Source organism: Arthrobacter sp. B2I5, from assembly GCF_030816735.1.
Classification (GTDB): domain Bacteria; phylum Actinomycetota; class Actinomycetes; order Actinomycetales; family Micrococcaceae; genus Arthrobacter.
In genome coordinates, this window is record NZ_JAUSYF010000001.1 from 1,671,074 (window position 1) to 1,695,824 (window position 24,751).

Genomic DNA, 24,751 nt, shown 5'->3' on the forward strand with positions numbered 1-24,751 from the left:
GCAGGGAACCACGCCGCAGTGCAGGCACGGCAGTTCCATCCAGGCAGAGGTCGTTGGGGAAGACGTACCTAGAGCTATGGAGGATGGAATGTCTGTTGCAATGACCCGCGGTGTGCTGTTCGTTCACTCAGCCCCTACGGCGCTGTGCCCCCACGTTGAGTGGGCAGTCGGCGCCGTGGTGGACAAGCGGACGGACCTTGAGTGGACCCCGCAGCCTGCTGCGCCCGGAATGTTCCGGGCGGAGCTGTCCTGGACCGGAACCCCCGGCACGGGAGCGAAACTGGCGTCCTGCCTCCGTGGCTGGGCGCATCTCCGGTATGAGGTGACGGAGGAGCCCAGCCAGGGTGTGGATGGCGGCCGCTGGTCGCACACCCCCGAACTGGGAATTTTCCATGCCGTTACGGATGTCCACGGCAACATCATGGTGTCCGAGGACCGCATCCGCTATGCCTACGAATCCGGAGCCGGTGACCCTGCCGCCGTCTACCACGAGCTGTCCCTTGCCCTGGGTGAGGCCTGGGACGAAGAACTTGAGCCGTTCCGCCACGCTGCTGAAGGCGCTCCTGTCCGCTGGCTCCACCAGGTGGGCTGACCGCCGTCGTCCGTTCCCACCGCGACGAAACCACATCACCTCCATAGCGCAAAAGGAGGCTCCGCCTGGCGGCGGGGCCTCCTTTTTCCATTCCGGGTGGTTCCCCCGGGCTAGGCCTAGATGCTGCGGATGGCCACGACGGCGTTGTGGCCGCCGAAACCGAATGAGTTGCTCAGTGCCACGATGCTGCCGGCAGGGAGGTCACGGGCGGAGGTGACCACGTCGAGCGGGATCTCCGGGTCCTGGTTTTCCAGGTTGATGGTGACCGGCGCCTTCCGCTCATGGACGGCCAGCACGGTGAGGACGGCCTCAACCGCGCCGGAAGCACCCAGGAGGTGGCCCATCTGCGACTTGGTGGCGGAGACTGCCACGTTGTCCACATGGGCGCCAAGGGCGGCACGCAGGGCCGTGTATTCAGGCTTGTCGCCCACGGGCGTGGAGGTGGCGTGGGCGTTGACGTGCACCACGTCCTCAGCCTGGATCCGGCCGTCGAACATCGCCGCCTTCAGGGCGCGGGTGGCGCCAAGGCCCTCGGGGTCCGGGGCGGTGATGTGGTACGCGTCGGCAGTGACGGAGGTACCGGCGAGCTCGGCATAGATGCGGGCTCCGCGGGCCAGTGCATGTTCCTCGGCCTCGAGCACCAGCGCGCCGGCGCCTTCGCCCATGACGAAGCCGTCGCGGGCGGTGTCGTACGGGCGTGAGGCGCGCTCGGGTTCGTCATTCCGGCGGGACAGTGCCTGCATCGAGGCAAAGGCCGCCAGGGGCATGGGGTGGATGGCAGCCTCGGCGCCGCCGCACATGACCACGTCTGCCTTGCCTGATCGGATGAGCTCCAGGCCGAGGTGCATGGCCTCCGTGCCGGATGCGCAGGCGGACACCGGGGTATGGGCGCCGGCCCGGGCGCCAAGGTCCAGGCTGACGGCCGCGGCAACACCATTGGGCATAAGCATGGGCACCGTCATGGGAAGGACCCGGCGGGGACCCTTTTCCTTCAGGGTGTCCCAAGCGTCCAGCAGCGTCCAGACGCCGCCAATGCCCGTGGCAAAGGCAACCGCCAGCCGGTCCTGGTCGAATTCGGTGATGCCGGAGTCCGCCCATGCTTCACGGGCAGCGATGACGCCGAACTGCGTGGAGGGGTCCATCCGCTTGGCCTCAACACGGCTGAGGACCTCAAGGGCCGGTGTGCTGCACCGGGCGGCGAAGTGGACGGGGAGTTCGTACTTGGCTACCCAGTCGTCCTCCAGGGTGCGGGCACCGGAGACCCCTTTGAGGGCGTTGTTCCACATTGTGGGCACGTCGCCGCCGATGGGCGTGGTGGCGCCCAGACCGGTAATGACTACTTTGCGTGTCATGGGATCACTCTTTCGTCGGTGGGGGTATCCGCCTGCGGATGTCGCAGGGTCCCGCACAGTTTGTTGATCGGCCAGTCCCGGTTGGGGGTGCTGGGCCGGATAAATGCGGCGGGCTGCCGGTCCGGTCAGTCCGGACCGGCAGCCCTGCCAAGCCGTGGGACGGCGAGAAGCCTGTGGCTAGGCCTGTGCTCCGGCGATGAAGCTGACGGCGTCGCCGACGGTCTTCAGGTTCTTGACCTCTTCGTCGGGAATGCGGACGCCGAACTTCTCTTCGGCGTTGACCACGATGGTCATCATGGAGATGGAGTCGATGTCCAGGTCCTCGGTGAAGGACTTGTCCAGCTCCACGGCCTCGGGGGCCAGGCCGGTTTCCTCGTTGACGATTTCAGCCAACCCGGACAGGATCTCTTCGTTGCTAGCCATTGGTGGCTCCTTTTCTTGTATTGCCGGCAGGGGCTGCCGGAAACGGTCAGGGCCGCGGTTGCGGCCCTTGGGCGTATCTAGGGAAGGACAATTACCTGTGCGCCGAAGACCAGACCGGCACCGAAACCGATCTGCAGGGCCAGCCCGCCGCTCAGCTCCGGGTTCTCCTGCAGGAGCCGGTGCGTCGCCAGAGGGATGGAGGCAGCGGAAGTGTTGCCGGCTTCGGCAATGTCCCGTGCCACTGTAACCGTCTCCGGCAGCTTCAGCTTCTTCACCATCTCGTCGATGATGCGCATGTTGGCCTGGTGGGGGATGAACGCAACCAGGTCCTCAGCCTCAATGCCGGCAGCATCGAGTGCCTGCTGGGCCACCTTGGCCATTTCCCACACCGCCCAGCGGAACACCGTCTGGCCGTCCTGCCGGAGGGTGGGGTACAGCTCCTGCGCCTCTTCCAGGAGGGCCAGGTCCCCGGTGGAATCGGACTGCCGGGCGGCCAGGCCGAGGTCGCGGACGTCAAGCAGGGAGCGGGTCATGCCGATGGCGTCCCACTTGCTGCCGTCGGAGCCCCACACGGACGGGGCGATGCCCGGGGTGTCGGAAGGGCCGATGACGACGGCGCCTGCACCGTCACCGAGCAGGAAGGAGATGGTGCGTTCCCGGTTGTCGATGACGTCGGAAAGCTTTTCGGCACCAACCACCAGGACATACTTTGCGGTGCCGGAACGGACCAGGGCGTCGGCCTGTGCAATTCCGTAGCAGTAACCGGCGCAGGCGGCGGAAATATCAAAGGCAGGAGCAGGCGTGGCGCCGATCCGGTCGGCCAGGCTGGCAGCGGCTGAAGGGGTGGCGTAGGGGTGGGTCACGGTGGAAACAATGACTGCACCGAGCTCTGAGGCCTCAATACCGGCCTTCGCCATGGCTTCCCGGGCGGCACCCTCTGCCATGTCGATCACGCTGACGTCGGCGGCCGCGCGGTGGCGGGTGACGATGCCGGTGCGCTGGCGGATCCACTCGTCCGAGGAATCGATCCACTGGCAGACATCCTCATTGGTGACGATGACGTCGGGCCGGTAAGCGCCCAGGCCAAGGATGCGGCTGTGCTCCTGGACCAGAGCCTGTTTCAGCGTGGGAACGCTCATGCGTTGCCCTCCAGTTCTGCAAAGAGTGCCAGTGCGGCGGAGAGATCATCGGGGGTCTTGACCGCGACGGTCTTGACGCCGGGCATGCCGCGCTTGGCCAGCCCGGCCAGCGTGCCGGCAGGGGCGAGTTCAATCACGCCGGTAACACCGCGGTTGACCATGGTTTCCATGCAGAGGTCCCACCGGACCGGCCGGGACACCTGGGCGATCAGGCTTTCGACGGCGGCATCGCCGTCGGTGACTTCGCCGCCGTCGAAATTCGACAGCAAGGGCACCTTGGGCGCCACCGGGTTCAGCTGCGGCTTCAGTTTCTCCAGCGCGCTGACGGCGGGCGACATGTGGCTGGTGTGGAAGGCGCCGGCCACCTTGAGCGGGATGACGCGCGCCTTGGCGGGCGGGTTGTCGGCCAGGGCCTTCAACTGGTCAAAGGTTCCGGCCGCGACTGTCTGCCCGGCACCATTGACATTGGCAGGTGCAGCGCCGGCGGCCTCGATGGCAGCCAGCACCTCGGCGGGGTCACCGCCCACCACGGCGCTCATGCCGGTGGGGGTGACGGCGGCCGCGGCGGCCATGCTGTTGGCACGTTCGCGGACGAAGGTCATGGCTTCCTGCTCCGTGAGCACTCCGGCAAGGGCGGAAGCAGTAATCTCACCCACGGAGTGGCCCGCGAGGATCACGGGCAGGGAGTTGAGTTCGACGTCGAAGAGGGAGGCGGCGGTGACCAGGCCCGCGGCAACGATCAGGGGCTGCGCCACGGCAGTGTCCTTGATGGTTTCCTCATCGGAGGTGGTCCCATGGGCGATCAGGTCAATGCCTGCGATGTCGCTCAGGGAGGCCAGTTGGCCTGCCACCGAGGGAAGTTCCAGCCAGGGGGCCAGAAAACCCGGGGTCTGTGCGCCCTGTCCAGGGCAGACTATTGCAAGCACGTAACCAGCTTTCCAAATTACTGTGTGATCCAGCGGTGTTTCACCGCACCAAGCTCACGGGGTCAGGTTGTAGGAAGTCTACAATGCCTCACGGCTGGTTACGGGACGCCTGCCGCTCCGTGGCGGCCTTCGGCGGGGCCGAGAGGCGGCCCACCACCAGGGCGGCCTGCAGCACGAATGCCTCCCTCGGCAGCAGCGGGTCCCAGCCTGTGACGTCGCAGACCCGCTTCAACCGGTAACGCACGGTGTTGGCGTGGACGAAGAGTTCCCGTGCCGTGGCCTCAAGCGAATGTCCCAGTTCAAGGTAGGTTCCAAGCGTTTCCACCAGGCCGTTGGATGCTGCCAGGAGCGGCCGGTAAATGTTTTTCACAAGTGAGCGGCGGGCCGCGTCATCGCCGGAAATAACCCGTTCCGGCAGCAGGTCGTCGGCGGCCACCGGCCGCGGGGCGGAGGGCCAGGCGCGGGCTGCCGTCAGTCCGGCAAAGGCGGATTGCGCAGAACTGCTGGCTTCCAGGAGCGAGCTGGCTTCGGGGCCGTACACCACGGGGCCGGGGGCGAACATGTCGCTCAGCTTCACATACGCCGTTTCGCGGTCCTGCACGCCGCCAAGGATGAGAATCAGGCGGTCGCCCTGGATCCCCACCAGTGCATCCTCGGCGTAGCGCCCGGCCATCCGCCTCAGTTCGCTGACATAGCTGGCGCTGGGTTCGGACGGCGAGTTCCCCACCATCACGGTGAAGCGCTCCTGTGCCTTCCAGCCAAGCGCTGCGATCCGTGAGCGCAGGGCGTCAGTGTTTTCGCCCCGCAGGATCGCGTCAACAATCAACGCTTCCAGGCGGGTATCCCAGGAACCACGGGATTCGGCAGCGCGTGCATAGACGTCCGCGGCGGCAAAGGCCACTTCCCGTGAGTATCGCAGGACAGCCTCGCGCAGGGATGGCTGGTCGGCTTCTGGCGCGATGACCGGTACCTGGTCTTCCACCACCTCCACCACGATCCTGATCAGCTGCAACGCCTTTTGAAGGCTGATCGAACGGGTCAGTTCCGTGGGCGCTGTCCCGAATACATCCGTGAGGATCCACGACGGCGAGCTCGGCCGCTCATACCAGGTAACGAAGGCGGCGATACCGTTCTGGGCCACCATGCCCAGTGCCGATCGCTCATCAGCGCTGAGCCGGCTGTACCAGGGCAGCGACTGCTCCAGCTTGCGCATGGTGCTGGTGGAGAGTTGGCCGACGTTTGCGCGGAGCTGCTTGAGGGTTTCGGACTTCTCCGGCGTGACCTTTGGCGGGGTAGGTTTCCGCTTGGCAGACGGGCTGGCTGGTGCTGGCATTCTTTGAGCATACGGCCACGGTCGCGCAAGCTCCATTTGTGCGAAGGCTACAATCCGCCTTGTCGCGGATCACAACTGGTTCTGCCCTCCCGGTCCCACCTGTCCCTGACAGGACGACGGCGGCCCCCACCGAATGGGTGGGGGCCGCCGTCGTGTGATGCTGCTGGCTGGGTCCTGCTTTACAGCCCGAAGGGCCTAGGCTTCGCCTCCGGCATTGCCGGTGGTGCCGGCGTTGACGTTGAGCAGCTTGTACTTCTCGATCGCCTTGACCGGCGCATCAACGTCCACCTCGCCGCGGCGTGCCAGCATTTCGAGGGCGCGTACCACGATGGAGTGGGTGTCGTTTTTGAAGTAGCGGCGGGCTGCTGCGCGGGTGTCGGAGAAGCCGAAGCCGTCGGCGCCGAGGGTGGCGAATTCGTTGGGGACGAATTGGCGGATCTGGTCCGGGACGGCTTTCATGTAGTCGGACACGGCGACGATGGGGCCGGTGGCGCCTTCGAGTTGCTGGGTGACGAAGGGGGTGCGGGCGGGTTGGCCGGGGTTGAGGAAGGCTTCTTCTTCGGCGGCGAGTCCGTCGCGGCGCAGTTCGTTCCAGGAGGTGACGGACCAGACGTCGGCGGAGACGTTCCAGTCATCGGCCAGGATGCGTTGGGCGTCGATGGCCCAGGGCACGGAGACGCCGGAGGCGAGGATCTGGGTGCGGGGACCGTCGATCTTTGCCGGGGCGAGCAGGTAGATGCCCTTGATGACGCCTTCGATGTCGAGGTTTTCCGGTTCTGCGGGCTGGACGATGGGTTCGTTGTACACGGTGAGGTAGTACATGACGTTCTTGTCGTTCGAGTCCGGACCGTACATCCGTTCCAGGCCCGAGCGCATGATGTGCCCGATTTCGTAGCCGTAGGCGGGGTCGTAGGTGATGACGGCGGGGTTGGTGGAGGCCAGCAGGGGGGAGTGGCCGTCGGCGTGCTGGAGGCCTTCGCCGGTGAGGGTGGTCCGTCCTGCGGTGGCGCCGATGATGAAGCCGCGGGTCATTTGGTCCGCTGCTGCCCAGAAGGCGTCGCCGGTGCGCTGGAAGCCGAACATGGAGTAGAACACGTAGACCGGGACCAGGGGAACGCCGTGGGTGGCGTAGGAGGTCCCGGCGGCGGTGAAGGCTGCCACGGCGCCGGCTTCGTTGATGCCGGGGTGGATCAGCTGCCCGGCCGGGGATTCCTTGTAGGCCAGGACCAGGTCCCGGTCCACGGACAGGTAGTTCTGGCCCTTGGGGTTGTAGATCTTCGCGGTCGGGAAGAACGCATCCATGCCGAACGTACGGGCTTCGTCGGGGATGATCGGGGCGATGTGCTTGCCGAAGTTCTTATCCCGCATCAGGTCCTTGAGGAGCCGGACGAAGGCCATGGTGGTGGCGGCCTGCTGCTTGCCCGAACCCCGCTTGGCCACCTCGTAGGACTTCGCGTCCGGCAAGGCGATCTCGGCGTGGGTGTTCCGGCGCTCCGGCACGGACCCGCCGAGGGCGGCGCGGCGTTCCATCATGTACTTGATTTCCGGGGCGTCGTTACCGGGGTGGTAGTACGGCGGCCGGTACGCGTCGTTCTCGATCTGTTCGTCGGTGACGGGGATCCGGAGGTGGTCGCGGAACTTCTTCAGGTCATCCTGGGTCAGTTTCTTCATCTGGTGGGTCGCGTTGCGGCCCTCGAAGTGCGGGCCCAGGCCGTAGCCCTTGACGGTGTGGGCGAGGATGACGGTGGGTTTGCCCTTGAATTCGGTGGCGGCCTTGTAGGCGGCGTAGACCTTGCGGTAGTCGTGGCCGCCGCGTTTGAGGTTCCAGATCTGGTCATCGGTCAGGTCCGCGACGAGGTCTTTGGTCTGCGGGGTCTTGCCGAAGAAGTGTTCGCGGACGAACCCGCCGGATTCGGCTTTGTAGGTCTGGTAGTCCCCGTCGACGGTCTCGTTCATGATCTTCACCAGGGACCCGTCGGTGTCGCGGGTGAGCAGGTCATCCCACTCCCGGCCCCAGACGACCTTGATCACGTTCCAGCCCGCGCCGCGGAAGAACGCTTCGAGTTCCTGCATGATCTTGCCGTTGCCGCGCACCGGGCCGTCCAGGCGCTGGAGGTTGCAGTTGATCACGAAGTTCAGGTTGTCAAGGTTCTCGTTCGCTGCCAGCTGGAGCAGGCCGCGGGACTCGGGCTCGTCCATTTCGCCGTCGCCCAGAAACGCCCAGACCTGCTGGTCAGAGGTGTCTTTCAGGCCGCGGTTGTGCAGGTAGCGGTTGTTCTGGGCCTGGTAGATCGCGTTCATCGGGCCGATGCCCATGGACACGGTGGGGAATTCCCAGAAGTGCGGCATCAGGCGCGGGTGCGGGTAGGAGGACAGGGCGTGGCCGGCCCGGGACTTTTCCTGCCGGAACCCGTCCAGGTCCTCCTCGGACAGGCGTCCTTCCATGAACGCCCTGGCGTACATGCCGGGGGAGGCGTGGCCCTGGAAGAAGACCTGGTCCCCGCCGCCGGGGTGGTCCTTGCCGCGGAAGAAGTGGTTGAACCCGACCTCGTACAGGGTCGCGGCCCCGGCGTAGGTGGAGATGTGCCCGCCGACCCCGATATCGGGCCGCTGCGCCCGGTGGACCATGACCGCGGCGTTCCACCGCATGTACGCCCGGTACCGGCGCTCGTACTCCTCGTTGCCCGGGAATTCGGCTTCCTGGTCCACCGGGATCGTGTTCACGTAATCGGTGGTGGTCACCATCGGCACCCCGACGCTCTGCGCGCCCGCGCGCTGCAGCAGGCTCCGCATGATGTATTGGGCACGCTCGGTGCCCTGTTCCCTGATCAACGCGTCCAGGGACTCAACCCACTCGGCAGTCTCTTCCGGATCACGATCAGGCAGCTGGTTAGTCAACCCGCTGAGGATATGGGAGGTATCTTCTCCTGCAGCCACGTCCAACCTCTCTTTGCGCGCATGAATCGGCGCACTCAGGCCAGGCAGGGTGACTGCCCGGCGTACATACGCCGTGTGCGACGTATCGGTTACAACAGCCCGGGCATGTGTGCCGGGCAGCTTCCTAGCGCTCCTATGCCTGCACGAAAGTCACAAGGTTGTCGTCCCGCAGCCATAGTTGTCATCAGCCACTCTAGCCCTGACCGCTGCACGATGCGTAGCTGCGGGCCAGGTGCTGCAGTTGTATTTCGTTCGTCATACTGGTTGTGTGGCAAAAAGCCCCTTCCGCCGGGATGCCGCAGCGGGATGTGACGCAGAATATGCGCAGTCCCGGGGGCGGCAGCTTGAAGCGCAGGCACAAAGGGTGTTGGCTTGGGGAGTAATGGAAATCACTATGCACAGCGCATATATGAGGTATTGGAGGAACACGTGAGCGAGGCCGACGCCGCCACTTCGGTAAATGTGGCGGAAAAATTGGGTTTCAAAAACGGGGATCTGATTCAGGAGTTCGGTTACGACGACGATGTCGATTTCGACTTGCGTGACGATATTGAGGACCTCACCGGTTCCGAGTTGCTGGACGAGGACGATCATGAGGTAGCGGACGCCGTCATCCTCTGGTGGCGCGACGGCGACGGCGACCTGGTGGACAGCCTGATGGATTCCCTCACTACCCTGAGCGAAACGGGCGTTGTCTGGGTCCTCACCCCCAAGTCGGGCAGGGACGGCTACGTTTCGCCCGCTGACATCCAGGAAGCTGCACCCACCGCCGGCCTCCACGTCACCACGTCAGCGGGAGTGTCAAAGGACTGGAGCGCCACCCGCCTGGTCAGCAGGAAGAACAAATGACGGCAGCGGTTGAAGCCGCTTCCGCAGCTGTCCCTGCGCTGGGGGCAACAGCCCCTGACTTTGAGCTTGCCAACCAGTACGGCGAGCCGGTGAAGCTGTCATCCTTCCGGGGCCAAAACGTTGCGCTGGTCTTCTATCCGTTTGCGTTCTCCGGGATCTGTACCGGCGAGCTGTGCGAGATACGGGACAACCTGGCCACATTCGAGGGTTCGAACGCAGTGGTCCTGGCGGTGTCGGTGGACAGCAAGTTCAGCCTCCGTGCCTATGCCGCGCAGGAAGGCTACACCTTTGACCTCCTTGCCGACTTTTGGCCCCATGGAGCCGTGGCCAACGCCTACGGTGTGTTCGATGCCGACAGCGGCATGGCCAAGCGGGCCACGTTCATCATCGACACTGACGGCAGAATCCGCTACTGCGTCGTGAATCCCCGCGGCCAGGCCCGGGACTTTGGCGAATACCGCGCAGCCCTGGCGGATTTGAAGCAGGACTGACAGGACTGGGCAGATGGCGGAGCAGCGGCAGGGGACGGGCCTTACCGGCTTTGCAAGCATGCCGCCGGTAGCCCCTGCTCCGCCCTCAAGCGATGACCTGGAAGTACTCGCCAGGATCCGTGACCTTCTTGCCGGCGCCCCGTTCGCGCTGCTGACGGGCGCCGGCCTGAGCACCGACTCCGGGATCCCGGACTACCGCGGCCCGGACTCGCCGCCCCGGCGGCCCATGACCTACCAGGAGTTTGTCCGGGATGCGGGCAACAGGCGGCGTTACTGGGCCAGGAACCATATCGGATGGTCCCACATGCGGCACGCGGACCCGAACCAGGGGCATTATTCGGCGGCGGAACTGGAACGCCGCGGCTACCTCACCGGCCTGATCACCCAGAACGTTGACCGCCTGCACCAGGACGCGGGCAGCTCCAACGTCGTCGACCTCCATGGCCGGTATGACCAGGTGATCTGCCTGGACTGCGGGCGGACCTACACCCGGCGCCTTCTGGCCGGCATTTTTGAGGAACTCAACCCCGGATTCCTGGAACGGGCAGCGGCCTCCGGGCTGGTGGAAATGGCCCCGGACGCCGACGCTACCGTGGAGGACCAGGCCCTCATCAGCAGCTTCGTGGTGCCGGTCTGTCCTGCCTGCGGCGGGACCCTGAAGCCGGACTTTGTGTACTTCGGAGAAAATGTGCCCAAGGACCGGGTGGAGCGTTCCTATGCAATGGTGGACCGGGCAGCCGCGTTGGTGGTGGCCGGCTCATCGCTGACGGTCATGAGCGGCCTTCGGTTCGTGCGGCACGCCGCCAGGGAGTCCAAGCCGGTGGTGATCATCAACCGGGGCCAAACGCGGGGTGATGACAAGGCGACCATCAAGCTCGAAACCGGCGTCAGCCAGGCGCTGGGGTACCTCGCCGGTGAACTTCCCTCCCTGTAGTGGCGCCCGGGCCGGCTCAGGGCGCGGATTCGCGTTTCAGGTCCACTGTCGGGTAGAGTTTATGTTCGTTGGTTGCGGCATTATCGCCGGAAACCGCGTGTTTTGGGTCTTTAGCTCAGCTGGTAGAGCGCCACGTTTACACCGTGGATGTCATCGGTTCGATCCCGGTAGGACCCACCAAAATACACCCGCTGTCCCAGCCTTCCAGGCAGGGACGGCGGGTTTTTTGTTGGGCACCTCCTGCCCCATTGTCGGACCCCTGCCATACGTTGCAGGAATGGAACATGTCATAGTGCGGACAGACAACAGTGGAAGGCCGACGGCGGTGCTGAGCCGGGGCAGGGAATGGTCAGTTGGTGCCGAGCCGGTCAGATGGTTCGAACGCATCAACTGGTGGGAAACCAGCCGGCGGATGCCGAAGGGCAACAGCGGTGTGGACGTCGAGGTCCTGCAGTTGCAGGTGAGGCTGGGCAACAACAGCAAGTCGGCCCTGACCACCCTCTACCTGGAGCGCGGTGGAGCCGGTGGGGGCTGGCGGCTCAGGGAGACGGCAGCGGGTGCAGCCTGAACAATCCCGGGTCACCGTGTCTTTCGGATGGTGCTGTTTTCGGGCATTGGAAAACCCTCCACCGCGACTATTGGGGGATGCCGCGGTGGAGGGCCTGGGATGAATATACCGTGAACTGCCGGAAACAAAAAGTCATCCCGTCGGAGCCCTCGCCGTGTGATTGGATCCTCCGGCAAAGTCCTCCTCAGCTTTGGCGGCAGCTGATCACTGCCGGACAGGGATGAAGACCCGCGGCTGCTCCGTCCAGGTATCGGCCATCTGCGACATGGTGCGCCGCATGATCCGGTCCGAGGCCTCACGCGCAGACGCGGCATCACCGCTGGCAATGGCCTGAGCCACGTCCTCGTGCCACTGGAGGGCGGCCTGATGCGGATGGTCCGGCATCAGCCCATGGACGGTGCGGCCCGTCAGGGTCTCCGCCACCTGTCCCATGAGGTTGGCGAACATCTCGTTGCCGGAACCGGAAAGCAGCAGGGAATGGAACCGGATGTCCAGTTCCAGGAAGCGCGCAACCTCGCCGTTGTTGCCGGCCTCGCGCATGGCACGGGCAACGTCCACCAGTTCCATCCGCAGCGCGGCCGGGGCATTCTGGGCGGCCAGTTCGGCGGCAGCGGGTTCCACCGCGGCTCGCAGTTCGGCGAGGGAACGCAGCTGGGCGCCGCGGGCGTCGCTTGCAAGCCGCCAGCGGATGACCTGCGGATCGAACGGATTCCAGCGGCTTGCCGGCAGCACCCGGATGCCCACACGCTTGGTGGTTTCCACCAGGCCAAGTGACTGGAGGACCCGCACGGCCTCCCGGATCACGGAGCGGGAAACCTTCAGCTCATCCTCCAACTGCTCCGCGAGCATGACGTGGCCGGCAGGGAGATCCCCCGAGATAATGCGGGTGCCAAGGTTGTCGATGGCACGGTGGTGGAGGCTGCTGGTCATGCTGCTAAGCCTAGTTGCTGGCACGCGCCCGGCTGCGCCTGTACCGCTGCCGGCGGGATATCGGAGGGTCCAGTCCTAAACTGGCACCGACACAAAATGTTCCATTACGCCCCCGTTACTTTCGCGTCACCGCCAGAATATATATGCTTTATTCCGACCCCCTGATACGTCCCGGAGTCTTCCCGCCTGTGGAAGCCGGCACCCGGGGCTAACAATGAATTGGAGTTATTGATGTCTGCACACATCGGTGTCACCGGCCTCGCCGTCATGGGCGCCAACCTTGCCCGTAACCTTGCCCGCAACGGGTTCACGGTTGCCCTGCACAACAGGTCGGTGGAGAAGACGGACGCGCTGCTGGAGAAGCACGGCTCCGACGGAGACTTCATCCGGACCGAAACCCTCCAGGAACTGGTTGACTCCCTCGAGAAGCCCCGCCGGGTGCTCATCATGGTCAAGGCCGGAAAGCCCGTGGATTCGGTCATTGAGCAGCTCGAGCCGCTGCTGGAGCCGGGCGACATCATCATCGATGCCGGCAACTCCCACTACGAGGACACCCGCCGCCGGGAAGCCGCGCTGGCCAAAAAGGACCTGCACTTCGTGGGCGTCGGCGTCTCCGGGGGCGAAGAGGGTGCCCTGAACGGTCCCTCCATCATGCCCGGCGGCTCCAAGGAGTCCTACAAGGCCCTCGGCCCGCTGCTGGAAAAGATCTCCGCAAAGGTCGACGGCGAGCCCTGCTGCGCCTGGATCGGCACCGACGGCGCGGGCCACTTCGTCAAGATGGTCCACAACGGCATCGAATACGCGGACATGCAGGTCATCGGTGAGGCCTTCGACCTGCTCCGCTCCGGCGCCGGCATCGAGCCCGCCGAGCAGGCGAAGATCTTCTCCGAATGGAACCAGGGCGAGCTGTCCTCCTTCCTGATCGAGATTTCCGCCGAGGTCCTGGGCCATGTGGATGCCAGGACCGGCAAGCCGTTCGTTGATGTCGTCGTAGACGCTGCCGGACAGAAGGGCACGGGCCGCTGGACCGTCATCTCCGCCCTGGAACTGGGCTCGCCGGTTTCCGGCATCGCCGAATCGGTCTTCGCCCGGGCCCTCTCTTCCCAGGGTGAACAGCGCAAGCTGGGCCAGGAACTGCTGGCAGGCAACGAGGCCGACGTCGAGATCCCGGAGACGTTCGTTGAGGACGTCCGCCAGGCGCTTTACGCCTCCAAGCTGGTCTCCTACGCCCAGGGCCTGGACATGCTGACCTCGGCCGCCAAGGAATACGGTTGGGAACTGAAGCTGGACGAGATCGCCTCCCTGTGGCGCGCCGGCTGCATCATCCGTGCCGAGCTCCTCAAGGACATCACCAAGGCGTACGCCGCGGATGAGAAGCCGGCAAACCTGCTGTTCGCCCCGGCGTTCACCAAGGCCATCGCCGACGCCCTGCCGGCCTGGCGCCGCGTTGTTGCCACCGCGGTCCAGCTCGGCATCCCGGTGCCGGTGTTCTCCTCATCGCTGGCATACTACGACGGCCTGCGCCGCAAGCGCGTGGCCGCTGCCCTGATCCAGGGCCAGCGCGACCTCTTCGGTGCGCACACCTACGGCCGCATCGATACTGAGGGGACCTTCCACACCCTCTGGGGCGAGGACAAGTCCGAAATCGAAGCGGTGGACACCCACTAGGTTCCGCTGCAGGTACGCAAAAGGCGGGCAGTTTCCGGTGATCCGGAAACTGCCCGCCTTTTGTTGTCATGCGCGTCCTGATCAGGCCTCAGGCCTGATCAGGACGGCTAGAGATGGTATTCGATCTCGTACTCGGCGGGGTCCACGGCGGGCTTGGTCTCCCGCTGCGCGTCCCGGTGCCTCCATTTGGCAGGAACACCGGTAAGGATCGATTCCGGCGGCGCGTCCTTGACCACCACGGCATTGGCGCCCACGGCACTGTCCCGGCCGATGGTGATGGGCCCCAGGATCTTCGCGCCCGCACCGATGGTGACCCGGTCCCCGATAGTGGGGTGGCGCTTGATCCTCGCCAGTGAACGCCCGCCAAGGGTGACGCCGTGGTAGATCATCACGTCCTCACCGATCTCCGCGGTCTCACCGATTACCACCCCCATGCCGTGGTCAATGAAGAACCTCCGGCCGATGGTGGCACCGGGATGGATCTCAATGCCGGTCCAGGACCGGCCCAGCTGGGACAGGAGGCGCGCCGGAAACCGCAGCGACGGGTTTTGCCACATGCGGTGCGTCAAGCGGTGGATCCAGATGGCATGAAGGCCGGAATAGGCGAAAAAGTTCTCAAAAGAACCTCGAGCCGCCGGGTCGTGGGACCGGGCGGCGTCGAGGTCTTCCTTCAGTCTTGCGAAAAAGCCCACAAAGTTCTTTCTACAGGAAACGGGCGGACGGCGGTCTGATCAGCCGCGGATGTCGTCATAGAGCACGGTGGAGATGTAACGCTCACCGAAGTCGCACACGACCGCCACGATCAGCTTCCCGGCATTTTCCGGGCGCTTTGCCAGTTCCAGGGCGGCCCAGACGATTGCTCCGGAGGAGATGCCGCCCAGGATGCCTTCCTTGATGCCGAGCTCGCGGGCCACGCGGACCGAGTCCTCAAGGGTTGCGTCGATGACCTCGTCGTAAACGTTGGTGTCCAGCAGTTCCGGGATGAAGTTGGCGCCCAGTCCCTGGATTTTGTGCGGGCCGGGGGCGCCGCCGTTCAGGATGGGGGAGTCCTTGGGCTCCACGGCCACGATCTGCACGCCGGGCTTGCGTTCCTTCAGCACCTGTCCGACGCCGGTGATGGTTCCCCCGGTGCCGATGCCTGCAACGAAGATGTCCACGGCGCCGTCGGTGTCTTCCCAGACTTCCTCGGCGGTGGTCCTGCGGTGGATCTCCGGGTTGGCTTCGTTGGCGAACTGCTGGGCCCAGATGGAGTTCTCGGTGTTGGCTACGATCTCCTGGGCCTTTTCCACGGCGCCGCGCATGCCTTCGGAGCCCGGGGTAAGGACGATCTCCGCACCGAAGGCGCGCAGCATGACCCGGCGCTCGGTGGACATGGTCTCGGGCATGGTGAGGATGACCTTGTACCCGCGGGCGGCACCTACCATGGCCAGGGCGATGCCCGTGTTGCCGGATGTGCCTTCGACGATGGTCCCGCCGGGCTTGAGGGCACCTGACTTTTCCGCGGCGTCGATGATGGCAACACCGATGCGGTCCTTGACGCTGTTGGCCGGGTTGTAGAACTCCAGCTTCACGGCAACGGTGGCGTCCAGCCCCTCGCTGAGCCGGTTAAGCCGGACCAGCGGAGTCCCGCCCACCAGTTGCGTCACATCGTCATAGATCCGTGCCATGTACATACGCCTATCTCTAAGGGGTGAATACTGAGGTCAGCCTAACGAGGCCGTGTAACGACAGGCTAAGCGTTAAGCCACGCAGAGTAATATTTCCGGGCCTTTGCCAGCTTGGGGTTGATGATCACCTGGCAGTACCCCTGCTCAGGGTGTTTGGCGTAGTAGTCCTGGTGGAATTCCTCGGCCACGTAAAACCGCGGCAGCCGGCTGACCTCCGTGACGATCGGGTGCGGCCACAGGGCCTGGTTGCGTTCGATGGCTTCCTCGAACAGGATTTTCTCCTCGGTGGTCTCGTAGAACATCGAGGAACGGTACTGGGTACCCACGTCGTATCCCTGCCGGTTCAGCGTGGTGGGGTCATGCAGGGCGAAGAACATGTCCAGGATGACTTCCGCAGGGATGACCTCCTCGTCGAAGGTCACCGCCACCACCTCGGCATGACCGGTGGTTCCATTGCAGACCGAGTAGTAGTCCGGGTGGGGATCGTGCCCGCCGGTATAGCCGGACACCACCGAGGTGACGCCCCTGGTCTTCTGGTAGACGGCGTCAAGGCACCAGAAGCAGCCTCCGCCAAGAACAAAAGTTTTCATGACCTCTTCAATGGTTGACGGCCCCGGATCATTCCCCGGCGGCCGGGACCGGCGCCATAAACTGCGGCGGCCGGAAGCCGATGGGGTAAAACTAAGACTATGGAACCTGTGGACACCGACGTTACCGGCCAGGCAGAACACGACGGCAAAGCCTCCCCGGACACGCCGGCTCCGGCCGGTTCCGCGGAAGCGCCCACGTTGGCCGAACTGCTCCTGGCGGTGGAGGAATTGTGGCCGGAGTCGCTGGCGGAGAATTGGGACGAAGTAGGGCTTGTTGCAGGCCATCCGTCCGCCCCGGTGACCAAGGTGATGTTTGCGGTGGATCCCACCCTGGAAGTCATCGACGAAGCCGTGGAGTGGGGAGCGGAGCTGCTCATCACCCATCACCCCCTCCTGCTGAAGGGCGTCACGTCGGTCGCGGCAACCTCGGCGAAGGGACGCGCGGTCCACCGGCTCATCGAGTCGGGGACGGCACTGCTGACGGTGCACACCAACGGGGACTCCGCCGTCGGGGGCGTTTCCGATGTCCTGGCCGACGCCCTGGGCCTCCAAGACGTCGCGCCGCTCACGGTGGCGGCCAACGGACTGCCGGAGGAAGGCATCGGCCGGGTGGGCGACCTCGCGGACGCCATGAGCCTGGGTGACTTCGCCGCCCGGGTCTTCGGAATCCTTCCGTCCGTGGCCGGGGGAGTGCGGGTCTCCGGCGACAAGGACGGACTGGTGCGGCGCATTGCGGTCTGCGGCGGCGCCGGCGATTCCCTCTTTAATGAGGTGCGGGCCAGCAACGCGGACGTTTACGTCACCGCGGACCTTCGCCACCACCCGGCCTCCGAGGCACGCGAGGCCGCCCTGAACGGACGGCCCTATTTGGTGGATGTTTCGCACTTTGCCAGTGAATGGCTGTGGCTCCCCGCGGCCGCTGCAGCCCTGGGCAACGTCCTGGCCGACCAGGGCCATGAGGTGGAGATCCAGGTCAGCACCACCAACAGCGATCCGTGGGACTTCATCCTGACCCCCGGCTAAACGGGCGGTGGGGATGCGGCACAACGGGGGAGCAGGCCACGCGCTAGAGTCTAGGAAGCGCCGGTTCGGTGCCCGGCTGCGGCCGGAAGGGATCTAGCGGAGGTAACAGTGGCCAAGGCAGCACCGGCGGAACAGTTGAAGTTGCTCGAACTGCAGGGGCTGGATGCCCGGCTGAAGGGCCTCGCCAACCGCCGCCGCACGCTGGAAAACGATCCCCGCATCACGGACCTTGAGGCCGCCCTGTCCGTTGCCAATGGTGAACTGGGTGCAGCGAAGGTGGCTGTGCACGACGCCGAAGCCGCGCTCAAGCGCGCGGAGGCCGACGTCGAACAGGTCGCTTCACGGATCGAACGCGACGAAGCCAGGCTCAACAGCGGCACGGGCCTTTCCAAGGATCTGGTTGCGCTGCAAAAGGACATCGCCTCGCTCAACAAGCGGCGCTCCGACCTTGAAGACGTGGAACTGGAAGTCATGGAGCGGCTGGACAGCCTGCGGGAACGGCAGGCGGCCCAGCAGCAGATTGTTGACGACATCCAGGGCTCCTTCGCCACCATCAGGGCAGAGCTTGACGCTGCCCTCGCCGAGGTCGAAACCGAAGCTGCAGGCCTTCGCGCCCAGCGTGCTGAATTTGCCGCGGCCCTGGATGCGGGCATGGTGGCGGTCTACGAAAAGACCCTGGCAAAACGCGGGGTGGGTGCGGCACGGCTGTTCCACGGCACCTCCGAAGCCTCCGGCATGAAGCTCAGTCCCGGCGATCTCGCGGAGATCAAGGCCGCGGCCGCGGACGACATCGTGTTCTGCCCGGATTCGGGCGCCATCCTGGTCCGTTCCGACGAGTGGGCCTGACCCAAGTAAGTAGCGCTAAATGTCGTTTTGACGGGTCAGAACGGCACTTGGCGCTACTCAGTTGGGTGGGGATGGGTGATCAGCCCGGCAGGATAATGTTCAGGGCGTGCGGCTTGCGGGCTGTGCCCGGCACCAGTTCGGCGTCCCATTTCTCCCGGGCAGCCTTCAAAAGGTCCGACGGCGCCGCCGGGGCTTTGCCGCGCCGCGACAGCAGGTGCCGCGCCAGTTCGCCCCGGGTGTGCTTGGCAAAGTGGCTCACCACCTTGCGGACTCCACCGGCTTCGGTGAAAACGTTCACCGTCACGGTTTGTCCCGGTGGCGGCGTCCAGGCGGCCGCGTAGGTGCTGGAGCGGCAGTCCACCAGCAGGTGTCCCTGGGCCACGCCGCCCAGAGTATGCCCAAGCTGTGCCTTCCAGAATGGAGCCAGCCGGCCGACGTCGGGCAGGGCCGTGCCCATGGAAAGCCGGTAGGCGGGGACGCTGTCGCCGAAGCGAAGGGCTCCCCACAGTGCGGAAATCACCAGGACGGACGCATCCGCCTTGCGCCGCTGGGCCGGTGTCAGGCTCCGGTAGCCCAGCGCGTCGTAAAGGACGCCCGAGTAGATGCTGTGGGCCGGCGCGGCCGGTTCGGCATGCAGGCGCGTATTGCGTTCAACATCTTCACGCAGCGAGGCCCCCACACCCAGCAGGGCCAGGGCGTCCTGGTGCGCGCTGGCCGTTCCCAACGCCTCCAGGACCTTGGCGCGGTACGGGTTGAGTTCCGGGAAGCCCAGCGAGGACCAGTCGACGGCGGGCCCGCGGAGCGCAGGTGTCTTGCCTTCGGAAGGGGGAAGCAGAATCAGCACCGTCCGATCCTACCGGCGACAAAAGCGGCCTGCGGGCGCCGGTAGACTGGTCGTGGATGGGACAGCCAGACGGCCGCGCGCCACGCAAGTGACTCGAGGAACGTCCGGGCTCCGCAGGGCAGGGTGGTGGGTAACGCCCACTCGGGGTAACCCGCAGGCCAGTGCCACAGAAAACAGACCGCCTGCATGTCCGGCTTTGGCCGGCAGGGCAGGTAAGGGTGAAACGGTGGTGTAAGAGACCACCAGCTTCCCGGGTGACCGGGAAGGCTAGGTAAACCCCACCCGGAGCAAGGCCAGACAGGACACGTTCGAGGGCTGCCCGCCCGAGTGTCCGGGTAGGCCGCTGGAGGGTGCCGGCAACGGTACTCGTAGATGGATGGCCGTCGCTCCCTTTCCGGCAACGGGAGGGGAGAACAGAACCCGGCGTACCGGCTGTCCCATCCGCACACCCGGTTTGACCACGAGCCGCCGTGTTGGGGATGCTGGACCGTGCCTGTAACTCCTGATCCCCGTCGCGCGGCCCGGGCGGGCGTCCCCGGCGTCCGTTCCCAGATCATCGCACTTGGCGGGTTCCTTGCACTGTCCGGCATTGCCTGGCTTCTCGCGTCGGTTCCGATCATCCTCAATTCCAACGGCTGGTATGCCGGTTCGGCGAAAGCACCGTGGATGCCGCCGACGTGGATGTTCCGGACCACCTGGATGCTGCTGTACACCGGGGTGGCGGCAGCCGCATGGCTGGTCTGGCGCAAGGGCGGCCTGACCGGAGGCGCCCGTGCAGGGTACGTCGTCCAGCTCCTCCTCAACGCGGCGTGGCCGGCGGCCTTTTTCGCCCTGTACCCGATGCTTGGTGCTGCCGCCCTGTGGGCCGCCTTCCTGGTCATCTGCGCACTCGCCGCAACCCTTGCCTTCCTGATCCTGCGGTTCGGGCCGGTGGACGCCCTCGCCGGTTTCCTGGTGCTGCCGTACTTTTCCTGGATCGTCTTTTCCGCCAGCCTGAACCTCTATTCAGCCGTCCACAACTAAAGCCCACAACGGCAGGACTGTGCGGGTCCGCGGCCATGTGAGTGATTTCACGCAGCGCAAGCGTGTTCCCTGCAGCCGGCCAAATTAGAATGGTTCACGGACGCAGGAGTTCTACCGCCGAAAGTTGCGTCCGCAGCCGGCGGTTTTTCTTTGCACGCGATCCAGGCGCCTGGGGGCCATCCCTGCAGGCGCCGGTGCCCCTGGACATCATCAGGTGGCCTACATCCGTGTACGAGGACGTACACGGCTGAACCGAGGAAGGTATTTCTGTGAGCCAGACGTCTGATTCTTGTCTTGATACGTGGATGGGCCGGGAGGCCCTCGCCGAGGCCATGATCCCGGTGATCGGCAGGCTGTACCGCGAAAACAACGTGGTGACCAGCATCCACGGCCGGAGCCTGATCAACAAGTCCACCATGAACATCCTCAAGGCACACCGCTTTGCGCGCCGGATGAGCAAGGACGAACTGCTCCTGGAGGACACGGCGCCCCTGCTGAACACGCTGGCCAACCTCGAGCTGGGCGCTGCCGCGATCGACATCGCCCGCCTGAACCAGAAGTTCAAGGAAGAAGGCAACGGCGCCACCCTGGAGGAATTCCTCCGCGCTGAGCTCGCCGAGATCGTGGGCAAGCGGGGCGGCGATGACCGCACCAGCACCGACGTCGTACTCTATGGCTTTGGCCGCATCGGCCGGCTCCTGGCCCGCATCCTCATCGAAAAGGCCGGCGGTGGCCATGGACTGCGCCTGCGCGCCATCGTTGTGCGCCGCGGCTCCGACAACGACCTCTCCAAGCGCGCCAGCCTGCTGCGCCGCGACTCCGTCCACGGATCCTTCGAGGGCACCATCCGGATCGACGAGGACGCCAACACCATTACCGCCAACGGCGTGCAGATCCAGGTGATCTACTCGAACGACCCCGCCACGATCGACTACACCGCCTACGGCATCAACAACGCCCTGGTGGTGGACAACACCGGCCGCTGGCGCGACGCCGAGGGGCTTTCCCAGCACCTGCAGAGCAAGGGCGTGGCACGGGTCCTCCTGACCGCACCGGGCAAGGGCGAACTCAAGAACATCGTCCACGGCATCAACCACCGCGACATCAACGATTCAGACCGGATCGTCTCCGCGGCATCCTGCACCACCAACGCCATCACCCCGGTGCTGAAGGCCATCAACGACAAGTTCGGCGTGGTGCACGGGCACGTGGAAACCGTCCACTCCTTCACCAACGACCAGAACCTGATCGACAACTTCCACAAGGGTGACCGCCGCGGCCGCTCCGCAGCCCTAAACATGGTCATCACCGAAACCGGTGCCGCCAAGGCGGTGGCCAAGGCCCTGCCCGAACTGCTCGGCAAGCTGACCGGCAGCTCCATCCGCGTCCCCACCCCGGACGTATCGCTGGCCATCCTGAACCTCAGCCTGGAAAACGGCACCACCAAGGACGAGGTCAACAACTACCTGCGTGAAATGTCGCTGCACTCGGACCTCCGCAAGCAGATCGACTACATCGACTCACCGGAGGTTGTGTCCACCGACTTCGTCGGCTCCCGCCGCGCAGGTATCGTCGACGGACTCGCCACGGTCTCCACCGACAAGAACCTGGTCCTCTACGTCTGGTACGACAACGAATTCGGTTACAGCTGCCAGGTGGTGCGCGTCATGGAGGAAATGGCCGGCGTGAACCCGCCGTCGTTCCCCGCCAAGGAAAGCGCCGCCGCCCTGGCCGCCATCGCCGTCTGACCAATTCCGCAGCCGTCCCGGGAATTCCCGGCTGGTTCTCTGGAATCAGCCGGGAAACCGGACCACACTGGTGGCATGGACAACGAATCGACGCTTCAGCACGACACCACCCTCGAACACGCCCTGGACGTGGCCAAGGCAAACCATAAGGAAGCAGTCCGGCTGCTCGAACGTGCCCGCGCCGCCCATAAGGCCGGGGATGTCAGCGAGGACCGCGTGCGCCAGCTCGAGGGACTGCTGGCCATTGCCGAGGAAGACCTTCGAAGGGTTACCAGGGAGCAGTAACCCGACGGCGGTGGCCATGGACGTGTGAGACATCACTCGTCCCCAACAGTGTGGATATCAGAGGACGGGCAAGCCCTTTGTCCTAGGCTCTTGGGGTGCCTGAATTTCCCCTGCCGGCGTCAACGCCATGACCGTCAGCTGGTCCGCCTACCGACGCGCCCGCCGCCGTTCCCGCCAGGCGTGGGCGCTGCTCGTGACGGCGGCTGTATGCGTCGTCGCCGCCTTGTCCTGGTTCTTTACAGCGGGACAGTTCGCGGCCGGCGGGCCGGCGCCGGAGGGACCGACGGAGGCGCCCGTCTTCAACGCCGCCTGGATGAAACCGGTCCAGGAACCCAACCCCGTGCCGGCGGGCACAGCCCTCGCCGCCCTGGACGGCCTGGCCGTGAAGGGCCGTGCACCGAACACCGGTTACAGCCGGGAGGCCTTCGGCCAGGCGTGGCTGGACGTTGACCGGAACGGCTGCGATACCCGCAACGACATCCTTCGCAGGGACCTTGCCGACGTGGTGTTCTCCGAAGGCTCCACGTGCAAGGTGACGGCGGGCCACTTCCGGGAGCCCTATACCGGCCAGGACGTGGACTTCCGCCGCGGTTCCGAAAGCAGCCGTGCCGTCCAGATCGACCATGTGGTGGCGCTGGGTGACGCCTGGCAAAAGGGAGCCCAGGGCCTGGGGCCGAAGGAGCGCCAGAGCCTGGCCAATGATCCGCTGAACCTCATTGCGGCGGACGGGGCGGCGAACCAGCAGAAGAGTGCCGGTGACGCCGCCACCTGGCTGCCGAAGAACACTGCGCTGCGCTGCCATTACGTGGCCCGGCAGATTTCCGTGAAGGCCGCCTACGGGCTATGGGTTACGGCAGCTGAGAAGGACGCCATGAAGAAGGTGCTCGGCTCCTGCCCCGGGCAGGAAACCATCACGGCCCGCTGACGGTCCCGGCCCGGAACGGGTTCAGCGGCGGGAAGGTGTCAGTGGCCGAACGGGTCCGGGTCCACTCCCGGCATCCACGTCAGCCCCGGCACGCCCCAGCCGTTCTTCTTGGCCTGCTTCATGGCCCTGCGGGAATAGCGGTCGATCAGCCGGTTGACATACAGTTTGCCGTCCAGGTGGTCGTATTCGTGCTGGATCACCCTGGCGAACCAGCCTGTTGCCTCGAACTTGACCGGGTTTCCAAAGCCGTCAAACCCTTCCACCCGTGCCCACTCGGCCCGCTTGAGCGGATACTGCTCACCGGGGAAGGACAGGCAGCCCTCTTCCTCCTCGTCGGGGTCGGGAGCGGCGCCGGAAACCTTCGACAGGGTCAGGACAGGATTCACCAGTACGCCGCTTGGGGGAGCGTCGTCGTCGTTGGCGTACTTGTACACGAAGATCCTCTTGCCCACGCCGATCTGCGGGGCGGCGAGGCCCACACCATGGGCAGCCTCGTTGGTTTCGAACATGTCGGCAATCAGGGTGCGCAGTTCATCGTCGAAGACCTCCACCTCGGCCGCGCGCCGGTGCAGGACAGGCTCGCCCCAGATGGTGATTGGCAGAACGGTCATATCAGTTGTCCTTCAACATTTCGCGGTGTCCCCGGTATTCCTGCACGTACCCCGGTGGGGCACAAAAAAGGAGGCCGCACCGGATATCCGGTGCGGCCTCCTTTTTTGACGGCTGCATGTGCCGCCCCGTGAGGGTGAGCGACGGGGGTTGAACCCGCGACCTCCTGGACCACAACCAGGCGCTCTGCCAACTGAGCTACGCCCACCATGTGCCTCAAGGGAAATCCGCTTTACCGGCTCCCTGGAAACGCAACTCAAATAGCTTACCTGCTCGAAAGGGGTGCTTTGTCCACTTTCAGCCTTTTGAAGCAAAATTTCACGGGAACATGGCGCAGATCACTTGCCCGGCTCTTCAACCGGCCCGCCGGCGGTGATCCCCCGGGCGATCTTTTGGGCCGTGGCACTGTCGGGCCCGGGCGCGGGGACGAACACGGCTTCCCGGTAGTACCGCAGTTCATCGATCGAATCCTTAATGTCCCCGAGGGCGCGGTGGCCGCCCTTCTTTGCCGGGGACTGGAAGTAGGCGCGCGCGTACCAGCGGCGCGACAACTCCTTGATGGTGCTGACGTCGATGACCCGGTAGTGGAGATGTTCCACCACGGCAGGCATGTCCCGCGAGAGGAACACCCGGTCCGTCCCCACCGAATTGCCGCCGAGCGGTGCTTTGCGCGGGTCCGGAACCCAGGCGGAGATGTACTCCATGACCGCGGCCTCCGCCTCCTCCATGGTCCTGCCGTGCGGAAGCTCCGCCAGGAGCCCGGACTTGGTGTGCATGTCCCGGACGAAGTCGGACATCTGGGCCACCGCGGTGTCGTCGGGTTTGATGACCACATCAACGCCGTCGCCCAGGATGTTCAGTTCCGAATCGGTGACCAGGGCTGCCACCTCGATGAGGGCGTCGTTCTTGATGTCCAGACCGGTCATTTCGCAGTCGATCCAGACGATTCGTTCGTTAGATATAGGCACCGGACCAGCCTACCGTTACACCTCCGGGCGCCTTGCCGATGCTAGGATTTCGGGTACGCGGCGGGTCGCCCCTCCGCCCTG

Annotated in this window: 25 protein-coding genes, 2 tRNA genes and 1 other RNA gene; 14 read left to right on the forward strand and 14 right to left on the reverse strand. The window is 65.2% G+C overall.

Annotated features, from left to right (window positions below; genetic code table 11):
* Positions 1-88 precede the first annotated feature (88 nt).
* Entirely contained in the window at positions 89-592 is a 504-nt protein-coding gene (locus QFZ60_RS08030) for a DUF3145 domain-containing protein (protein WP_159631751.1), read from the forward strand.
* A 116-nt stretch (positions 593-708) separates the two neighbouring features.
* Here the strand turns inward: QFZ60_RS08030 and fabF are convergent, their stop codons facing one another.
* The 6 genes from fabF to aceE form a co-directional block, all read right to left on the reverse strand.
* Positions 709-1,944, reverse strand: coding sequence for a beta-ketoacyl-ACP synthase II (gene fabF, locus QFZ60_RS08035; RefSeq protein ID WP_142116768.1), 1,236 nt, complete (start codon positions 1,942-1,944; stop codon positions 709-711).
* A gap of 177 nt (positions 1,945-2,121) precedes the next feature.
* Positions 2,122-2,367: an acyl carrier protein gene (locus tag QFZ60_RS08040; protein ID WP_066292130.1), complete on the reverse strand. Its 246-nt coding sequence runs from the start codon at positions 2,365-2,367 to the stop codon at positions 2,122-2,124.
* 77 nt (positions 2,368-2,444) lie between these two features.
* Complete coding sequence (locus QFZ60_RS08045; RefSeq protein ID WP_307089590.1) at positions 2,445-3,506, reverse strand: beta-ketoacyl-ACP synthase III; 1,062 nt, start codon at positions 3,504-3,506, stop codon at positions 2,445-2,447.
* Positions 3,503-4,432: an ACP S-malonyltransferase gene (locus QFZ60_RS08050; protein WP_307089592.1), complete on the reverse strand. Its 930-nt coding sequence runs from the start codon at positions 4,430-4,432 to the stop codon at positions 3,503-3,505. Before QFZ60_RS08050 ends, QFZ60_RS08045 begins: the two co-directional genes overlap by 4 nt.
* A gap of 88 nt (positions 4,433-4,520) precedes the next feature.
* Positions 4,521-5,765: a CdaR family transcriptional regulator gene (locus tag QFZ60_RS08055; protein ID WP_307089593.1), complete on the reverse strand. Its 1,245-nt coding sequence runs from the start codon at positions 5,763-5,765 to the stop codon at positions 4,521-4,523.
* A gap of 195 nt (positions 5,766-5,960) precedes the next feature.
* On the reverse strand, positions 5,961-8,702 hold the full coding sequence (gene aceE / locus QFZ60_RS08060; protein WP_307089595.1) for a pyruvate dehydrogenase (acetyl-transferring), homodimeric type: 2,742 nt from the start codon (positions 8,700-8,702) through the stop codon (positions 5,961-5,963).
* 429 nt (positions 8,703-9,131) lie between these two features.
* On the opposite strand from aceE, the gene QFZ60_RS08065 reads away from it, so the two are divergent.
* The 5 genes from QFZ60_RS08065 to QFZ60_RS08085 all read left to right on the forward strand — a co-directional run bounded on the left by QFZ60_RS08065 (position 9,132) and on the right by QFZ60_RS08085 (position 11,544).
* The gene (locus QFZ60_RS08065; RefSeq protein ID WP_056336822.1) at positions 9,132-9,551 is read left to right on the forward strand and encodes a DUF3052 domain-containing protein; all 420 of its coding nucleotides are present in this window, start codon (positions 9,132-9,134) and stop codon (positions 9,549-9,551) included.
* Positions 9,548-10,042: a peroxiredoxin gene (locus QFZ60_RS08070; RefSeq protein WP_307089598.1), complete on the forward strand. Its 495-nt coding sequence runs from the start codon at positions 9,548-9,550 to the stop codon at positions 10,040-10,042. The genes QFZ60_RS08065 and QFZ60_RS08070 overlap by 4 nt, the downstream gene beginning before the upstream one ends.
* 13 nt (positions 10,043-10,055) lie before the next feature.
* Positions 10,056-10,976 (forward strand): NAD-dependent protein deacetylase, encoded by a 921-nt coding sequence (locus tag QFZ60_RS08075; protein WP_307089599.1) that lies wholly within the window; start codon positions 10,056-10,058, stop codon positions 10,974-10,976.
* A 104-nt stretch (positions 10,977-11,080) separates the two neighbouring features.
* Positions 11,081-11,156 (forward strand) — tRNA-Val (locus QFZ60_RS08080).
* Positions 11,157-11,253: 97 nt separating this feature from the next.
* Positions 11,254-11,544 (forward strand): hypothetical protein, encoded by a 291-nt coding sequence (locus QFZ60_RS08085; protein WP_307089601.1) that lies wholly within the window; start codon positions 11,254-11,256, stop codon positions 11,542-11,544.
* Positions 11,545-11,748: 204 nt separating this feature from the next.
* Here QFZ60_RS08085 and QFZ60_RS08090 read toward each other — a convergent pair whose 3' ends face one another.
* Positions 11,749-12,474, reverse strand: coding sequence for a FadR/GntR family transcriptional regulator (locus tag QFZ60_RS08090; protein ID WP_307089603.1), 726 nt, complete (start codon positions 12,472-12,474; stop codon positions 11,749-11,751).
* 231 nt (positions 12,475-12,705) lie between these two features.
* Here QFZ60_RS08090 and gndA point away from each other — a divergent pair, with 231 nt between their 5' ends.
* Positions 12,706-14,142: an NADP-dependent phosphogluconate dehydrogenase gene (gndA, locus tag QFZ60_RS08095; protein ID WP_307089605.1), complete on the forward strand. Its 1,437-nt coding sequence runs from the start codon at positions 12,706-12,708 to the stop codon at positions 14,140-14,142.
* Positions 14,143-14,249: 107 nt separating this feature from the next.
* Here gndA and epsC read toward each other — a convergent pair whose 3' ends face one another.
* The 3 genes from epsC to msrA form a co-directional block, all read right to left on the reverse strand.
* Positions 14,250-14,834: a serine O-acetyltransferase EpsC gene (epsC, locus tag QFZ60_RS08100; protein WP_142031517.1), complete on the reverse strand. Its 585-nt coding sequence runs from the start codon at positions 14,832-14,834 to the stop codon at positions 14,250-14,252.
* 39 nt (positions 14,835-14,873) lie between these two features.
* A complete protein-coding gene (cysK, locus tag QFZ60_RS08105; RefSeq protein ID WP_056336829.1) occupies positions 14,874-15,809 on the reverse strand; it encodes a cysteine synthase A in 936 nt (311 codons plus the stop codon).
* Between the two features lie 65 nt (positions 15,810-15,874).
* On the reverse strand, positions 15,875-16,399 hold the full coding sequence (msrA, locus tag QFZ60_RS08110) for a peptide-methionine (S)-S-oxide reductase MsrA (RefSeq protein WP_307089607.1): 525 nt from the start codon (positions 16,397-16,399) through the stop codon (positions 15,875-15,877).
* Between the two features lie 99 nt (positions 16,400-16,498).
* Here msrA and QFZ60_RS08115 point away from each other — a divergent pair, with 99 nt between their 5' ends.
* Both QFZ60_RS08115 and QFZ60_RS08120 read left to right on the forward strand, forming a co-directional pair.
* Positions 16,499-17,422 (forward strand): Nif3-like dinuclear metal center hexameric protein, encoded by a 924-nt coding sequence (locus QFZ60_RS08115; RefSeq protein WP_307089609.1) that lies wholly within the window; start codon positions 16,499-16,501, stop codon positions 17,420-17,422.
* A gap of 108 nt (positions 17,423-17,530) precedes the next feature.
* The gene (locus QFZ60_RS08120) at positions 17,531-18,268 is read left to right on the forward strand and encodes a zinc ribbon domain-containing protein (RefSeq protein ID WP_307089611.1); all 738 of its coding nucleotides are present in this window, start codon (positions 17,531-17,533) and stop codon (positions 18,266-18,268) included.
* 79 nt (positions 18,269-18,347) lie between these two features.
* Here the strand turns inward: QFZ60_RS08120 and QFZ60_RS08125 are convergent, their stop codons facing one another.
* Complete coding sequence (locus QFZ60_RS08125; RefSeq protein WP_307089613.1) at positions 18,348-19,112, reverse strand: YaaA family protein; 765 nt, start codon at positions 19,110-19,112, stop codon at positions 18,348-18,350.
* 57 nt (positions 19,113-19,169) lie between these two features.
* Here QFZ60_RS08125 and rnpB point away from each other — a divergent pair.
* From rnpB to QFZ60_RS08150, 5 genes are all read left to right on the forward strand, one after another.
* Positions 19,170-19,556: RNase P RNA component class A (gene rnpB, locus QFZ60_RS08130), an RNA gene on the forward strand.
* A gap of 45 nt (positions 19,557-19,601) precedes the next feature.
* Positions 19,602-20,135, forward strand: coding sequence for a TspO/MBR family protein (locus tag QFZ60_RS08135; RefSeq protein ID WP_307089615.1), 534 nt, complete (start codon positions 19,602-19,604; stop codon positions 20,133-20,135).
* Positions 20,136-20,404: 269 nt separating this feature from the next.
* Positions 20,405-21,883, forward strand: a complete 1,479-nt coding sequence (locus QFZ60_RS08140) for a glyceraldehyde-3-phosphate dehydrogenase (RefSeq protein WP_142116735.1) — start codon at positions 20,405-20,407, stop codon at positions 21,881-21,883.
* A 75-nt stretch (positions 21,884-21,958) separates the two neighbouring features.
* Positions 21,959-22,168, forward strand: a complete 210-nt coding sequence (locus QFZ60_RS08145; RefSeq protein WP_307089617.1) for a hypothetical protein — start codon at positions 21,959-21,961, stop codon at positions 22,166-22,168.
* 127 nt (positions 22,169-22,295) lie between these two features.
* Entirely contained in the window at positions 22,296-23,093 is a 798-nt protein-coding gene (locus tag QFZ60_RS08150) for an HNH endonuclease family protein (RefSeq protein ID WP_307089619.1), read from the forward strand.
* Positions 23,094-23,131: 38 nt separating this feature from the next.
* Here QFZ60_RS08150 and def read toward each other — a convergent pair whose 3' ends face one another.
* The 3 genes from def to orn form a co-directional block, all read right to left on the reverse strand.
* Entirely contained in the window at positions 23,132-23,704 is a 573-nt protein-coding gene (gene def / locus QFZ60_RS08155) for a peptide deformylase (protein WP_142116731.1), read from the reverse strand.
* A 133-nt stretch (positions 23,705-23,837) separates the two neighbouring features.
* Positions 23,838-23,910: transfer RNA gene (locus QFZ60_RS08160), tRNA-His, on the reverse strand.
* Between the two features lie 130 nt (positions 23,911-24,040).
* Positions 24,041-24,670 carry an oligoribonuclease gene (gene orn, locus QFZ60_RS08165; RefSeq protein WP_307089622.1) on the reverse strand — a complete coding sequence of 210 codons (630 nt, stop codon included), beginning with the start codon at positions 24,668-24,670 and terminating at the stop codon, positions 24,041-24,043.
* Positions 24,671-24,751 lie beyond the last annotated feature (81 nt).

What these genes read in the sequence shown, in the direction of transcription:
- QFZ60_RS08030 (WP_159631751.1), top strand. Translation starts at nt 89, where the DNA reads ATGTCTGTTGCAATGACCCGCGGTGTGCTGTTCGTTCACTCAGCCCCT.
- fabF (WP_142116768.1), bottom strand. Translation starts at nt 1,944, where the DNA reads ATGACACGCAAAGTAGTCATTACCGGTCTGGGCGCCACCACGCCCATC.
- QFZ60_RS08040 (WP_066292130.1), bottom strand. Translation starts at nt 2,367, where the DNA reads ATGGCTAGCAACGAAGAGATCCTGTCCGGGTTGGCTGAAATCGTCAAC.
- QFZ60_RS08045 (WP_307089590.1), bottom strand. Translation starts at nt 3,506, where the DNA reads ATGAGCGTTCCCACGCTGAAACAGGCTCTGGTCCAGGAGCACAGCCGC.
- QFZ60_RS08055 (WP_307089593.1), bottom strand. Translation starts at nt 5,765, where the DNA reads ATGCCAGCACCAGCCAGCCCGTCTGCCAAGCGGAAACCTACCCCGCCA.
- QFZ60_RS08070 (WP_307089598.1), top strand. Translation starts at nt 9,548, where the DNA reads ATGACGGCAGCGGTTGAAGCCGCTTCCGCAGCTGTCCCTGCGCTGGGG.
- QFZ60_RS08075 (WP_307089599.1), top strand. Translation starts at nt 10,056, where the DNA reads ATGGCGGAGCAGCGGCAGGGGACGGGCCTTACCGGCTTTGCAAGCATG.
- QFZ60_RS08085 (WP_307089601.1), top strand. Translation starts at nt 11,254, where the DNA reads ATGGAACATGTCATAGTGCGGACAGACAACAGTGGAAGGCCGACGGCG.
- QFZ60_RS08090 (WP_307089603.1), bottom strand. Translation starts at nt 12,474, where the DNA reads ATGACCAGCAGCCTCCACCACCGTGCCATCGACAACCTTGGCACCCGC.
- gndA (WP_307089605.1), top strand. Translation starts at nt 12,706, where the DNA reads ATGTCTGCACACATCGGTGTCACCGGCCTCGCCGTCATGGGCGCCAAC.
- cysK (WP_056336829.1), bottom strand. Translation starts at nt 15,809, where the DNA reads ATGGCACGGATCTATGACGATGTGACGCAACTGGTGGGCGGGACTCCG.
- msrA (WP_307089607.1), bottom strand. Translation starts at nt 16,399, where the DNA reads ATGAAAACTTTTGTTCTTGGCGGAGGCTGCTTCTGGTGCCTTGACGCC.
- QFZ60_RS08115 (WP_307089609.1), top strand. Translation starts at nt 16,499, where the DNA reads ATGGAACCTGTGGACACCGACGTTACCGGCCAGGCAGAACACGACGGC.
- QFZ60_RS08145 (WP_307089617.1), top strand. Translation starts at nt 21,959, where the DNA reads ATGGACAACGAATCGACGCTTCAGCACGACACCACCCTCGAACACGCC.
- QFZ60_RS08150 (WP_307089619.1), top strand. Translation starts at nt 22,296, where the DNA reads ATGACCGTCAGCTGGTCCGCCTACCGACGCGCCCGCCGCCGTTCCCGC.
- def (WP_142116731.1), bottom strand. Translation starts at nt 23,704, where the DNA reads ATGACCGTTCTGCCAATCACCATCTGGGGCGAGCCTGTCCTGCACCGG.